Origin of the sequence: Alteromonas sp. AMM-1 (genome assembly GCF_047290655.1) — a bacterium.
GTDB lineage: Bacteria > Pseudomonadota > Gammaproteobacteria > Enterobacterales > Alteromonadaceae > Alteromonas > Alteromonas mangrovi.
Genome location: NZ_JBLBUE010000017.1, coordinates 1 through 14,057 on the forward strand (window position 1 = coordinate 1; position 14,057 = coordinate 14,057).

General features: G+C 48.4%; 15 protein-coding genes. 5 read left to right on the plus strand and 10 right to left on the minus strand.

Annotated features, from left to right (window positions below):
- Positions 1–670: shikimate dehydrogenase (gene aroE / locus ACLR2L_RS05430; RefSeq protein WP_413366368.1), on the minus strand; the 670-nt coding region annotated here is incomplete at its 3' end.
- On the opposite strand from aroE, the gene ACLR2L_RS05435 reads away from it, so the two are divergent.
- Entirely contained in the window at positions 645–1,082 is a 438-nt protein-coding gene (locus ACLR2L_RS05435) for a group II truncated hemoglobin (RefSeq protein WP_413366370.1), read from the plus strand. The genes aroE and ACLR2L_RS05435 overlap by 26 nt on opposite strands.
- 67 nt (positions 1,083–1,149) lie before the next feature.
- Here the strand turns inward: ACLR2L_RS05435 and ACLR2L_RS05440 are convergent, their stop codons facing one another.
- The 7 genes from ACLR2L_RS05440 to ACLR2L_RS05470 all read right to left on the minus strand — a co-directional run bounded on the left by ACLR2L_RS05440 (position 1,150) and on the right by ACLR2L_RS05470 (position 7,011).
- Positions 1,150–1,824 carry an OmpW family outer membrane protein gene (locus tag ACLR2L_RS05440; protein ID WP_413366372.1) on the minus strand — a complete coding sequence of 225 codons (675 nt, stop codon included), beginning with the start codon at positions 1,822–1,824 and terminating at the stop codon, positions 1,150–1,152.
- A gap of 150 nt (positions 1,825–1,974) precedes the next feature.
- Positions 1,975–2,895 carry an oxygen-dependent coproporphyrinogen oxidase gene (hemF, locus tag ACLR2L_RS05445; protein ID WP_413366374.1) on the minus strand — a complete coding sequence of 307 codons (921 nt, stop codon included), beginning with the start codon at positions 2,893–2,895 and terminating at the stop codon, positions 1,975–1,977.
- Positions 2,895–3,461 (minus strand): Sua5/YciO/YrdC/YwlC family protein, encoded by a 567-nt coding sequence (locus ACLR2L_RS05450; RefSeq protein ID WP_413366376.1) that lies wholly within the window; start codon positions 3,459–3,461, stop codon positions 2,895–2,897. The genes hemF and ACLR2L_RS05450 overlap by 1 nt, the downstream gene beginning before the upstream one ends.
- 10 nt (positions 3,462–3,471) lie before the next feature.
- Positions 3,472–4,026 carry a topoisomerase DNA-binding C4 zinc finger domain-containing protein gene (locus ACLR2L_RS05455; RefSeq protein WP_413366378.1) on the minus strand — a complete coding sequence of 185 codons (555 nt, stop codon included), beginning with the start codon at positions 4,024–4,026 and terminating at the stop codon, positions 3,472–3,474.
- A gap of 30 nt (positions 4,027–4,056) precedes the next feature.
- The gene (locus ACLR2L_RS05460; RefSeq protein ID WP_140958010.1) at positions 4,057–4,533 is read right to left on the minus strand and encodes a DUF494 family protein; all 477 of its coding nucleotides are present in this window, start codon (positions 4,531–4,533) and stop codon (positions 4,057–4,059) included.
- Between the two features lie 265 nt (positions 4,534–4,798).
- Positions 4,799–5,902, minus strand: coding sequence for a DNA-processing protein DprA (gene dprA, locus ACLR2L_RS05465; protein WP_413366381.1), 1,104 nt, complete (start codon positions 5,900–5,902; stop codon positions 4,799–4,801).
- Positions 5,903–5,937: 35 nt separating this feature from the next.
- Entirely contained in the window at positions 5,938–7,011 is a 1,074-nt protein-coding gene (locus ACLR2L_RS05470) for a LysM peptidoglycan-binding domain-containing protein (protein WP_413366383.1), read from the minus strand.
- Between the two features lie 200 nt (positions 7,012–7,211).
- On the opposite strand from ACLR2L_RS05470, the gene def reads away from it, so the two are divergent.
- Genes def through trkA form a run of 4 tightly spaced genes read left to right on the plus strand, consistent with a single transcriptional unit; the run spans position 7,212 to position 11,413 of the window.
- Positions 7,212–7,721, plus strand: coding sequence for a peptide deformylase (def, locus tag ACLR2L_RS05475; RefSeq protein WP_413366385.1), 510 nt, complete (start codon positions 7,212–7,214; stop codon positions 7,719–7,721).
- An 11-nt stretch (positions 7,722–7,732) separates the two neighbouring features.
- Positions 7,733–8,689, plus strand: a complete 957-nt coding sequence (gene fmt, locus ACLR2L_RS05480) for a methionyl-tRNA formyltransferase (protein ID WP_413366442.1) — start codon at positions 7,733–7,735, stop codon at positions 8,687–8,689.
- Positions 8,690–8,694: 5 nt separating this feature from the next.
- Positions 8,695–10,002 (plus strand): 16S rRNA (cytosine(967)-C(5))-methyltransferase RsmB, encoded by a 1,308-nt coding sequence (rsmB, locus tag ACLR2L_RS05485; protein WP_413366387.1) that lies wholly within the window; start codon positions 8,695–8,697, stop codon positions 10,000–10,002.
- Positions 10,003–10,033: 31 nt separating this feature from the next.
- The gene (trkA, locus tag ACLR2L_RS05490; RefSeq protein ID WP_140958003.1) at positions 10,034–11,413 is read left to right on the plus strand and encodes a Trk system potassium transporter TrkA; all 1,380 of its coding nucleotides are present in this window, start codon (positions 10,034–10,036) and stop codon (positions 11,411–11,413) included.
- Between the two features lie 109 nt (positions 11,414–11,522).
- Here the strand turns inward: trkA and ACLR2L_RS05495 are convergent, their stop codons facing one another.
- Together ACLR2L_RS05495 and elbB are read right to left on the minus strand one after the other, a co-directional pair.
- Complete coding sequence (locus ACLR2L_RS05495) at positions 11,523–12,974, minus strand: TrkH family potassium uptake protein (RefSeq protein ID WP_140958001.1); 1,452 nt, start codon at positions 12,972–12,974, stop codon at positions 11,523–11,525.
- Positions 12,975–13,049: 75 nt separating this feature from the next.
- A complete protein-coding gene (elbB, locus tag ACLR2L_RS05500) occupies positions 13,050–13,703 on the minus strand; it encodes an isoprenoid biosynthesis glyoxalase ElbB (RefSeq protein ID WP_413366389.1) in 654 nt (217 codons plus the stop codon).
- Positions 13,704–14,057: the final 354 nt, after the last annotated feature.

A 14,057-nucleotide genomic window follows, 5' to 3' on the forward strand; every position in this document is an offset into this window, starting at 1 on the left:
TGCCATACACCATGTCGTAGGCTACTGTGCAATTTTGAAATACCTGGGCAGGTACGTCTGGCAATGTCCCCTGCAGGCTTGCAGACGTAGAGTTAATTACAACATCGTATGTTGCTGCCAGAGACTCCAAGGTTACCGCAACAACGCGCGCGCTTTCACTGTTGCTTGCTATTTCCTGGGCTTTGCTTAACGTTCGGTTAAAAATATGCAGAGTATTCACACCAGCTTCTAACAGCGGTTGAACCACGCCTTTTGCTGCGCCACCAGCCCCAAGTAGAAGGATGTTAGCACCTTGAAGACTTGCTCCTTTTGCATTCAGATCAGTCACCAGGCCAATGCCATCGGTATTGAACGCCAGTAGCCTGCCGTTTTCATCACGCATCAGTGTATTGGCTGCCTTTGCTAATCTGGCTGCAGGATTACACTCATCTGCAAGTGCATAAGCCTGCTCTTTAAAAGGCAGAGTAACATTGCACCCTAGCCCACCTTCGTTCCAAAAATCAGTTAACGCCTGTTCAAACCCATCGATTGGTGCAAGTACCTTGGTATACTCCAGTTCAACACCACAGGATTTTGCAAACATACTATGTATAGTTGGTGATAAACTCTGTGCTATTGGATTTCCAAAAACGGCGTACTTTTTCATGGGACTGTTATCTAAATTAGGCATGGGTAAAAAATCGACTGCCAACTCTACTGATGTTACCACCCCCTATCAAGCGATTGGTGGTGAAAAAGTTGCGTATGCAATTGCTAACCGGTTCTACGATATTATGGAAACCGATCCCATTGCCGCAGATTTACTGGCGATTCATCCACAACCATTAGACCGGATCAGACAGGTATTTTGCCTTTACCTTACCATGTGGCTTGGCGGTCCTAACGATTATGAACAACAACGCGGGCATCCGCGTTTGCGCGCTCGCCACCTGCCGTTTACGGTTACACCCACGTTGAAAGTGCAATGGATGTACTGCATGAAGAAAGCCATGTACGAAAATGTGCCCAACATAGCGCTGGCAGACCAATTACTGGCTGCATTGGATCAGTTGGCCAATCACATGATTAACTCAGACGCATAAAAAAGCCCTTCCGAAGAAGGGCAACAGGCAGTGCAAAAACACAAGGTGAAACTGATATTTTGTTTAATTAAAATTTGTAGCCTAAAGAAACGGTGTAAACATAAGGGTCAACCTGGATGTCTTTAATTTCCCCTTTGGCTTCGCCCACTTTAAACGTTGCAGAAGTATCGATGTCTATCCAGCGTGCAGACGCATTAACATGCCACTTCTCATCAATCGCATAGTCAAAGCCTAACTGTGCAGACAAACCAAAAGAATTGTCTAAGGACAGATCGCTCAGGCCGGCTTCTTTATTGGCAGATGTGAACTGTTCATCAAAGAAAATAGTGTAATTTACGCCAACACCCGCGTATGGCTGAAACGCAGATGACGCATCGGCAAAATAGTAGTTAACGCTAACTGTTGGTGGCAAATGGGTTACTTCACCAACCTGATTACCTGTGCCAAGCGGATCAGCAACACCAAAATTTACATCGTGTGTGAACGGTGTAGCCGCTAATAGCTCAATATTGATATTGGGTGTAACAAAGTAAGCTACGTTCAAACCCAACTGCGTGTTGCTGTCTACTGTTACGTTAACGCCCAGATCAGCGCCACCAGCCAGAATATTTGAAGAAGAGTCATCAGGTGATACTGATGTTAGACCGGCGCGAACCAGAATGTCGCCAGTTTCATAGGCAAACGCAGCAGGTGCTGTAACTAATGCAGCCAGGATGATTGTGGCTAAGGTTGATTTTTTCATTGTACTTTCTCACTTGTTTTAACTTGATGAGGCGTACTTTACGCTTCCTCAAATTCAAAATGTTGATCTAAAACAAGTTTGAAAATACGTTTTACTATCAGTGATTTCGAGTTGATCTGTATCAACCCGAATCACGGATCAGGGTTGATTTTACCACTCGATTGGTTTCAACCAGTCCTGTAGTTTTGCTTCAGGCGAGCCGGCTGGCGCCTCGTAGCAATATTCCCATCTGGCTAAAGGTGGCATCGACATGAGGATGGATTCTGTGCGCCCACCCGTTTGTAAGCCAAACAACGTGCCGCGATCGAATACCAGGTTAAATTCTACATAACGCCCACGGCGATATAGCTGGAACTGTCGCTCGCGCTCGCCAAATGCCATCGCTTTGCGCTTTTCTACAATCGGCACATAGGCATCGAGATAACCATTGCCAACAGCCTGCATAAAGGCAAAGCATTTGTCGAATTCCCAGTGATTAACATCATCAAAAAACAAACCGCCAACGCCGCGTGTCTCATTGCGATGCTTCAGGAAAAAGTAATCGTCACACCACTTTTTATATTCCTGGTACACGTTGTCGCCGAAGGGCTTACAAATGTTTTTCGCTACCTGATGCCAGTGTTGAACATCTTCTTTAAATGGATAAAAAGGTGTGAGATCGAAACCGCCACCAAACCACCAGATTGGTTCTTCGCCAGGTTTATCTGCAATAAAGAAGCGCACATTGGCGTGTGATGTGGGTACATAAGGGTTATGCGGATGAATAACCAGTGATACCCCCATGGCCTGAAAACTTCGGCCCGCTAGCTCAGGACGTGATGCCGTTGCAGAAGCAGGCATTTGCGTACCAAACACATGCGAGAAATTTACCCCACCCTGCTCAATTACCGCACCATTGCGCATCACGCGGGAGCGGCCACCACCGCCTTCAGTACGTTCCCAGGCGTCCTCAATGAAATGCCCTTTGCCATCGGCCAGTTCAAGGGTATGACAAATATTATCTTGCAGCGCGAGGAGAAATTGCTTTACCGACGCAATGGCAGATTCGGTATTAATGGCTTCATTTTGCATTAGGCATTCCGGATAATAGCGCCGGTAAGGGCGTCTTTGATCATTGAGGGTTGTGCAGCACCGCCCACTTCAGACGGAACATAATGAACGCTATCGCCAAAATAGTCTCTGGCTTGTGCAATGGTTCGCGCAGGCTCTTCACCGCTTGGGTTTGCACTGGTCGAGACTATAGGGCTGTTTATTTTGTTACAGAGGGTCCTAACGCCTTCATGAGCAGAAACGCGTACCGCGATTTTATCGTGTTCACCAGTGATCCAGGCTGGTGCCGTTGCCGATTTTGGTAGCAACCAGGTTACTGGCCCAGGCCAGCAGGAAAAAATAGCAAAACGACGGTCCTGTGGAATCGCGTTATCGTTCACAAAAGGCAATAATTGCGAGTAATTGCTGGCTACCAGGATCATGCCCTTTTCTACCGGCCGCTGCTTAATTGCCAGCAATTTGCGTACGGCAGCTTCATTATTGGGGTCGCAACCGATACCCATAACGGCTTCCGTTGCATAAATCAGTAACTCACCCTGTTCAAACGCTGCGACATCAGGATCCACTGGAGCCGACACCTGACTCATACCACCACCTCTATTGTTCGCGTTGTAACTTAAACCCACACAGGGGCTGCGGGCACACCAACTGCCCCTTTTTTTCTACCATTATCGCCCAGCCACATTCCGGGCACTGCTCTGGTACGGGGGCGAAATTTACCACATATCGGCATTGAGGATAACGGTTACAGGCAAAAAACCGCTTTCCGTATTTGTTGGTGCGGTCAATTAAATGGCCTTCTTTGCACTTCGGACAATTCACCAGCGTATCCTGCTGGCTTTTGGTGCCTTCGATGTGATGACACTCGGGGAAATTGGTACAGCCAATAAACATGCCGTAACGGCCTTTTTTAATGGCCATATTCGAACCACACTCAGGGCAGTGACTGTCTTCGATAACTTTGAGTACCGTAGTTTGAGTGTCGTGCAGAGGCTTGGCGTAGTGGCATTCAGGATAGCCACTACAGCCTATAAACGGGCCCGTTTTGCTGTTTCGGATATGCAGATCTTTCCCGCAGTCCGGACACTGACCGTATTGATGCTCCAATGCATGCTCGTGTGCACTGAATAGCGAATGATCAATTTTCGACACTGTGTATCAACACTTAACCCTTATTCGGAATCAGTGCAGTATACCGTCATACTCTTCGAATAACAGATCTTCCATCTGCGCATAGGCATTTTCTTTGCCCGGCACATTAAACAGCACCATGAGGATCACCCATTTCAAATCTTCCAAACAGAATTCGGCAGAGTCGATTTCCATTACGCGGTCGATTACCATTTCACGGGTAGATGCATCAAGTACACCCACCTGCTCAAGGAATAACAAGAATCCCTGGCACTCGGTGTCTAAACGCATTTGCTCCTGATGGGTATAGATACGGCTTAAGCCACTGCTAATACCTTTACAGAAATAAGGGTTAATATCGGTTTCCTGTAGCGCAGCCAGCTTTTCAAGCCACGCCAGTGCTTTGTAGATTTCATCATGATGGAATCCCGCCCGAATGAGCTCGTCGGTGAGTTCATCCTGATCGACGCGAATTTCGGTCTCACTATGAACGAAGTTCTCGAACAGATACATGAGGATATCGAACATTATATTTTCCCCCTCAAGTTGATGTAACAACCAGACAGTTGCTACGGTAACCTCGCAACTTATGTTCACGGCATGGTCTGCTTAGCAAATAGACCAAAGCGTTGCGTTCGGCATTAACACTATTAAGCATAGTGCTTAATCTCAACTTATCGAAAAATCCTGTCGCTGCCAAGCATTCGGTGCGAAATATTTCATTTATTTGCTAACTGTTCTTATGCCCCGACGGATTTGCTGATTTAACCAACAGATACTGCCTGAAATGTGCTCAATAGCTGCGGCGGTAACCTCCGGGCACAGCAACTACCTTGCCCGCTATTTCGAATTCCAGCATATCAGCCATCACCTGTGCCACCGGCATCCCGGATCGGGTTGAAATATCGTCTACACTGGTAAATTCGGTATCAACATGGGCCAGCAATCCTTGTAGTTGTTCCCAAAGTAAGTTGCTTTGAGCAGGGTCAGCGTCTCTGGATTGCGCAACATCCATTCCAAGCTCAAACAGGATGTCAGGCACGCACGTGGTAAGTGTTGCGCCTTGTTGTATTAAGTAGTGCGGCCCCGAGGTTAACGGATGCTTTATATTGCCTGGTATAGCAAATACGTCTTTGCCCGCATCGGCAGCAAGATTAGCCGTGATCATTGAGCCACTCTTAATTTTTGCCTCTATCACCAGCACCGCTTCCGACATAGCAGCAATAATGCGGTTTCTGCGTGGGAAGTGATACGGTTTTGGTATAACCCAAGGGGCAAACTCACTCACCATGCATCCCCCACCCGCTAGCATCTGCTGCGCCAGCTTTACGTGGCTTTTGGGGTGCATTTGTTCCAGCCCGCCCCCCATAACCGCAATCGTATTACCACTGGTGCCGCATGCTCCCTTATGGGCCGCACCATCAATGCCCAGCGCCAGCCCGCTGGTTATAGTTAATCCCATCGCCCCCAATTCTGCCGCAAACTCCGTAGCAATAGATAAACCTTGCAAGGTAGCCCGCCGACTACCCACAATGGCAACTTGTCGTTGTGACAGCAATTGGGGATTACCCTCGCAGAACAATACCAGCGGTGGCGAGGTCAGCTCTTTTAATAACGCAGGATACAGGGGGTGATCGAAGTCGATAATGTAGCGATGTTGTGCATGAGCTTGCCAGGCCAAAGCCCTTTTAATGCTATCCCTTTGCAGATCAAAGGCGCTTGAATCTTCTTCTGTTAGTCCCGTCTCCAGTAACGCTGTATCAGATAAAGAGAATGCTTCAGTCAAACTCAATGAATGGTGGGCTAACCAGTTTTTCCAGAACGCAGGAGAACGCTTCTCGTACAGACTGAGTGACAGCCAACAATGTGCGGTGCTGGAGATATCTGCATTTGGCATAAAAGCTCCCAATGAATATTGGGAGCCTCGTACTCTTATGGTTGAGCGACGATATTCCCGGTTTTAACAACGTCGGCAGCACGAGTAATGATGCCGTAACTGGCATGGGTAAACGTGCTGAAAATAACTAACTCTCCTACTTTTAAAGCAGGTTGTTCAACGGTTGAGCCGTCGTCAAATACGCTGACGACCACTTTACTTTCGCTCAGGTATTTAGGCTCATCACCATCAATGATGGTTGGCCCCTGCTGGTAAATCCCCATCACAGTGCCGGGTTGAATGTCACTTTCGCCCAGATCAACAATCACCACGTCGTACTTGCCGAGTAACTGATGCTGGTGAAGATTGCCAACAATAAAGCCCCGCTGCTCTTCCGTGGCGGCTTGAAGCGTCATATCACCTGCTATTTTCGGCTCACCGTATAACAGTTTGTCACCGCGTTTGGCTTCTGAATTGGTGCCTTCGATTTTTACCAACCACTCGCCGGCGGCGCGATCCTCCACCATTGTGGCATTGGCAATGTGGTGTACCTGTACCCCAAGCGTATTGCCGTCGAGGTCTTCGATCTTAGATTGTTTGCGAATAACGCGATACTGATCTCTGGCACGGCCGCTGCGTCGGCTCATCACCAAGTCATCATCAACAAAACGCATAGAAGCGTTCTTATCACCCAACAAATGGGGCAGAATTTTGTACTTTCCGGGATCCAGAATTTCATGATGCTGAATGTAGGGTTCGATTACCGACCACGGTAATAAACTGATTGGTGACGGTTTTGTTGTGCGCTCAACATCAGGCGATAGCGTAATACGAGGTTTATCTCTTACCACCTCCATTACTGGCTCGCCATCTACGTAACGCAATACCAGCACATCACCCGGGTAAATGAGATGTGGATTCATAATTTGCGTATTGTTGCGCCACAAATCCGGCCATAGCCAGGGTTTGTCTAAAAACAACCGGGCGATATCCCACAACGTATCGTTTTTCTTCACGGTGTACGTTGTTGGTGCGTCGTCTTTAATATCCAACGCAAGCGCTGCACAGTTAACACACCACAGCAAACCTGCGGTAATTATTGCGACCAGCGTTTTCGATTTATTTACCATTGTTCATCCTCGCCCTGCTTCGGGTGGCTGCACTACCTTGTATTATTAGATCATAATCCCCAATTATTCAGTAGTGTAATGATTATATACTGCATGAAAACCTGCTTTAGGCTAGAATAAAGGCAGTTAGCACCCTGTAAATAGTCCTATCGGACGGTGCGTATATTTCTTAATACAGAATAGAGTGTAAATAGCAACAGATGGCAATTTTAGACGTTTTACAATTCCCCGACGAGAGACTTCGCACCGTGGCTAAGCCGATTGCTGAGGTCAATTCTGAAGTTAAACAGTTAATCGCAGACATGTTCGACACCATGCGCGACGAAAAGGGCATTGGCTTGGCAGCAACACAGGTTGACCGTCACGTACGTTTGGTTGTTATGGATGTGTCGGAAGAACAGAATGAACCACGGGTATTTATCAACCCAGAGATTATTGCCAAAGAAGGCTCTACTATCAGTGAAGAAGGCTGTTTGTCGGTACCGGGAAACTACGCTAAGGTAGATCGCGCAGAAAAAGTGACGGTAAAAGCACTCGATGGCGAAGGTAATGAATTTAAATTAGAAGCTGAAGGCTTGCTGGCGATTTGTATTCAACACGAACTAGACCACTTACAAGGAAAGTTGTTTGTCGATTATCTGTCGCCGCTCAAGCGCCAGCGTATTCGTAAAAAGCTGGAAAAAGACGCGCGTATGGCCACTAAGGCCTGAGCGCAACAATGATGACTACACCACTTCGAATTATTTTTGCAGGTACACCTGAGTTCGCTGCCGATCATTTGGCTGCTTTGATAGCCAGCCACCACAACGTGATTGCCGTTTACACGCAACCCGATCGGCCTGCCGGGCGTGGGAAAAAGCTCATGCCCAGCGCCACCAAGCAGCTGGCGCTGCAGCACGATATTCCCGTATATCAACCTGAAAGCCTGAAAAGTGCGGATGCACAGCAGCAACTCGCCGACCTGGATGCCGATATTATGGTAGTGGTGGCATACGGGTTACTGCTACCCAAAGCCGTACTGGATACACCGAAACTGGGCTGTATTAACGTTCACGGTTCTATTCTGCCCCGTTGGCGCGGTGCAGCGCCTATTCAGCGAAGCATATGGGCTGGCGATAAAGAGACGGGCGTGACTATTATGCAGATGGATGTTGGCCTGGATACGGGCAATATGCTGCACATTGAAACCCTGCCAATAGAAGCCGATGATACCAGTGCCAGTCTTTACACTAAACTTGCCGGTGTTGGCCCTAAAGCACTGGTTTACACCTTGAACAACATTACTGGGTTGTCTGCCACCGTGCAGGATGACGCACTGGCGACCTATGCCAAAAAGTTATCCAAAGAAGAAGCCTTTATGGACTGGCAACAAAGTGCTGCGCAGTTAGCCCGCAACATTCGAGCGTTCAATCCCTGGCCTGTATGCTGGACCATGCTTGGCGACAAGCAAATCAAGATTTGGCAGGGCCATGTTTCTCAGGACAACACCAACAAGGCTGTACCTGGTACTCTGTTGCGTGCAGACAAACAAGGAATAGTGATTGCCACCAGCGAGGGGGCGCTTTGCCTCACGCAAATTCAAATCCCCGGCAAAAAGCCTATGGCCGTTCAGGACGTATTAAATGGACGTCAGGACTGGTTTGAAGTTGGCTCTGTTTTGCCAAGCCAGCCCGAGTAATAAAGATGAAATTACCTCCATACACCAACCTCAGAGCCGATACCGCCTGGGTGATTTACAGTGTGCTCGAGCTGGGAAAGTCATCCCGTGAATGTCTGGCAAAAGCTCAGGCCAGACACAACAAACAAGACAGCGCCTGGTTGCAAGAGATGGCTATGGGCGTATTTCGTCATGTACCACAGTTGCAGATATGGCTTCGCCAACTCCTCGACCAGCCACTCAAAGGCAATAAAAAGATCCTGGAGCATTTGTTATTGCTGGGTTTTTATCAACAGGCATATAGTCGCGTATCCGATCACGCAGCAGTGTCGGCTACGGTAGATGCAGCAGATGTGCTGGGCGGGATGCGACTTAAAGGCTTAATAAACGCCGTACTGCGGAATTTTCAGCGTCAGCAATTAGCTTCACAAACCAGTAGCGACCCTATTGTGGCATCGGGGTTACCCAAGTGGATGTACAAGCGCATCGCGGCAGCTTATCCGGAACAACTGGTTAATATTATTGATGCTATGAATCAACCCGCGCCCGTTTGGCTGCGGGTTAACACCCGTCAGTGTAGCCACCAGAAGTACTGTAAAGCACTTACTGAAGCGGGTATCAATTTTGAATTAAGTGACCTGCATCCGGATGCGGTCATTCTGCTTGATCGCCTGCCAATTACCACGCTACCAGGTTTCCCGCAGGGCTGGTTTAGCGTACAGGACGGCGCAGCCCAATTAGCCGCGCCCTTATTGTCACCTCAGCCTGGTGAACGGGTACTCGACTGCTGTGCCGCCCCGGGTGGAAAAACCGCGCATGTATTAGAAAAGCAGCCTGAACTGGCTGCCTGTGTCGCGCTTGACTCCGAGGCGTCGCGCCTGGAACGTTTGACTGAGAATTTGAACCGATTGCAGTTAGAAGCTGAAGTGATTTGTGCCGACGCAAGCACCCCTGACAGCTGGTGGGATGGCAATCAGTTTGACCGCATTTTGCTGGATGCCCCCTGCTCAGCAACCGGCGTGATCAGACGCCATTCCGATATTCGCTGGTTGCGAAAGCCCGCCGATATTGAGGCGCTGCAATCGTTACAACAACGCATACTTGATGCACTTTGGCCTACATTGAAACCGGGCGGCACATTGCTTTATGCAACCTGTTCTATTCTTCCCGAAGAAAATACCCTGCAAATAAAGCAATTTTTGGCTCGTCAGCAGGACGCCACGTTACAACCGATGACGGATAGTGAATCAAATGACAAACCCGGCAGACAAATTTTGCCTGGCGAACAACAAATGGATGGTTTCTATTATGCGAGGCTGCTAAAGTCCGTATAACCAAGCATATAACAGCCTTTTAATAACGACGATGAAGATAATCATCCTTGGCGCCGGACAGGTAGGTGGTACCCTTGCCGAAAACCTGGTTGGCGAGAAAAATGAGATCACGGTAATCGACTCCGACCCTGTCATTTTGCGTGCATTGCAGGACAGGTTGGATTTACAGGTGGTTGCCGGGGTAGGCTCTCATCCCGATATTTTGAAAAAGGCAGGCGCCGAAGACGCTGACATGCTGATAGCCGTCACCAACAGTGACGAGAGCAACATGTTAGCGTGCCAGGTAGCGTACAGTTTGTTTAAAACGCCCACTAAAATCGCCCGCGTTCGCTCTGAACAATACATCATTTACCAGGAACAACTCTATAAACAACAGGATATTCCTGTTGACCATATAATTGCTCCCGAACAGTTGGTTACCCAGTCAATTAAGCGGCTGATCGATTACCCTGGTGCGCTTCAGGTAGTGGAGTTTGCCGATGGCAAAGCCAGCCTTGTTGCTGTAAAAGCGTATTATGGTGGTTTGCTGGTGGGCCATGCGCTTTCTGCTCTGAAAGAACACATGCCTAACGTTGAAACGCGAGTTGCTGCCATTTACCGTCGTGGCCGCCCTATCCGACCATTGGGCACCACAGTAATAGAAGCTGATGACGAGGTATTCTTTATAGCCGCAACCAAGCACATTCGCGCGGTAATGAGCGAGCTACAAAAACTCGAGTCCAGTTACAAGCGCATAATGATTGCGGGTGGTGGTTTAATTGGCGCAGGGCTAGCAAAACGGCTGGAGCACAATCACAACGTTAAGCTCATAGAGTACAGCCACGAGCGCGCTCAATACCTGTCTGCTCACCTGGATAAGACCATCGTATTTTGCGGTGACGCGTCAGATTCAGAGTTACTCAGCGAAGAAGGGGTTGATCAGGTTGACGCGTTTATCGCGGTAACCAACGACGATGAAGCGAATATCATGTCTGCTATGCTGGCCAAGCGTATGGGTGCACAAAAGGCCATGGTGCTGATTCAACGCAGTGCATATGTTGATTTGGTCCAGGGCGGCGAAATAGACATTGCGTTCTCACCTCAGCAAGCCACTATCTCGGCACTGCTTACCCATATCCGCCGGGGCGATATAGTTAATGTGTACTCACTTCGCCGTGGGGCCGCAGAAGCCATAGAGGCGATTGCTCACGGAGATCAAAACACCTCGAAAGTGGTGGGCAGGCAAATTGGCGATATTAAGCTGCCACCCGGCACAACCATTGGCGCTGTAGTGCGAGAGGATCAGGTGATCATTGCGCACAGCGACACAGTAATTGAAGCGAACGATCACGTGATCCTGTTTTTGGTAGATAAGAAATACATCAGTGACGTAGAGAAGCTATTCCAACCCAGCGCGTTTTTCTTCGGCTAACGTTGTCGGTTAACATTGTAATTTGGTTAACCGTTATTACCCGATATCATCGCAGGTTACTCTGCCACTTACCTGAATGATATGTGCAGATGTGTGCTATCTGACAGGGCTAGCCCCGCCAGAATGTGGGAGAAAACAGTACCAGCAGTGAGAAGATCTCCAGCCGCCCAAACAGCATAGCGATAACCAGTAACCACTTTCCGCCATCACTCACATCGGCAAAAGTACCCGCAACCGAACCCAAGCCAGGACCCAGGTTGTTCAGCGTTGCTGCTGTGGCAGTAAACGCGCTGATGTTATCGAGTCCGGTGGCAATCAGGCCAATCATGATCACCACAAACACAATGGCATAGGCAGAAAAGAAGCCCCATACCGCTTCTACTACACGGTCAGGCATAGCGCGCTCACCCAGTTTTACTGAGTAAACCGCTTTAGGGTGAATAAGCCGGTCTATTTCCCGCTTTCCCTGTAAAAACAGTAAATAAATGCGAATCACTTTTAACCCGCCGCCGGTAGACCCGGCACAGCCACCAATAAAGCTGGAAAAAATTAGCAAAATAGGCAGGAACGACGGCCAGTTAGCAAAGTCGGTTGTGGCAAAACCAGCAGTCGTACTTATAGAAACGGCTTGTATAACTGCCTGATCCAGTGCCTCTTCCGCAGTACTAAACTGATTGTGCATTACCAATACTATAAAGCACACGGTAATTAAGGCTGCCTGAATAAACAAAAATGCTTTTAATTCAGGATCCTGCCAATAGCCTTTCAGGTTTCGACCACTGGCGGCCGCATAGTGAAGCGAAAAGTTGAGCGCTGCTATCAGTAAGAAAACCGCACAAATTGCATTTACCATGGGACTGTCGAAGTATCCCAGGCTGGCATCATGGGTAGAAAATCCGCCAATGGCGATAGTTGAAAACGAATGACAAATAGCATCGAACCAGTTCATACCAGCCAGCCAGTACGCTACGGTACAGGCAATGGTAAGAGACAAGTAGATGTACCATAAGTGTTTTGCGGTATCGGCAATGCGCGGTGTCATTTTGGAATCTTTTACCGGTCCGGGTGTTTCTGCCCGGTATAGCTGCATGCCCCCTACGCCTAAGATTGGAAGAATGGCGACGGCCAGTACGATGATCCCCATACCACCCAGCCATTGTAGCTGCTGACGGTAAAACTGCACCGAGTGCGGCAAAAAGTCGATGCCCTCAATCACCGTGGCCCCGGTAGTAGTGAGGCCAGAAAAGGACTCGAAAAACGCGTCGGTTACACTCATCGACGGCTGTTCTAACAGGATAAACGGGATCGCACCAAAACTGGCCAGTACCGACCAGAACAACACAACGATCAAAAAGCCTTCTTTGGCTCTGAGGTCTTTTCTGTGTGCTCTGTTTGGATACCAGAAGGCACATCCGGTAAGAATACACAGGATAAACGCCAGGAAAAAAGGCAAACCACTACCGTCCTGATAGACCAGTGACACGATGGCAGGTGGGATCATGGTCACAGAAAACAGGGCAACTAACAGCCCCAGGATCCGAATGATAGCGCGGTAGTGCATTATTATCGCTTTTACAGAGTGGTTTATGATTGCTGCCTACACTATATAGCGAAAGCAACAATCAACCAAATTTTGCTACTTCAACGCCAATACAGACTGCACCATTTTGTCGAGCCCTATACTGACTTCCAGTATATTCTGACCCAGCATATAGGCAGGTGTTGTAACCAGTTTCGCTTCCTGATCAATAATGACACTGTCTACCGCGCAGTTCTGATGTTTAGCGCCAAAGGTTTCCAGGGCAGTAGCAGTGCCAGCGTCATTTCCAATGGTCAGGTTGGTGTCATTGCCATATACCTTTGCCGCTAACGCTGGTGCGATACAGGCATAGGCGGCGGGTTTACCGGCTTTCGCAAAGCCCTTACACACCGTCAACACTTCGCTGTTAAACGCACAGTCCGGCCCGTCTATGGCAAACGTACAGAGATTTTTCGCAGCCCCAAAGCCACCGGGTAACACCAGTAAATCGAAGTCATCAACGTTGCACTCCGAAACGGGTTTAATATTGCCTCGTACAATGCGCGCTGCTTCTGTTAACACGTTGCGTGATTCGCCTTCCACTACTTCACCGGTTAAATGGTTTACAACGTGAAGCTGCTCCATATCGGGTGCAAAGCACTGATAGCTGGCGCCATGTTTCTCCAGACTCAGGAGTGTTAACACTGCTTCGTGAATCTCTGCACCATCGAATACGCCACATCCACTTAAAATCACCGCTGCCTTTTTCATCTACTCGTCTCCAGACCAGGCATTCACTGCCTTATGCTATTTACTTTTATAGATCTCTATTAACTAATAAAAATTTTATCAACCAATACTAGGAATTCTGCTTGAGTATGCTAGATTAGTCGGTGCCCTGCACATTGAGCATTTCTTGTACAGGCATGTTATCCACAATGATATATGGAAATAACAAAGCAGGGTAGCTTCCTATCTCCTTTTTATTTTTCCTTATTTTTCAATTAACTCTGCCATTTTCGCGCGTGGAGTTGCGATCGTGTTTTGCGATCTGAGATCACATTAGATCACAAAGTTATCCACAACCGGATCCAGACACACCCTAGCGCATTAGCCTGCTCTGTG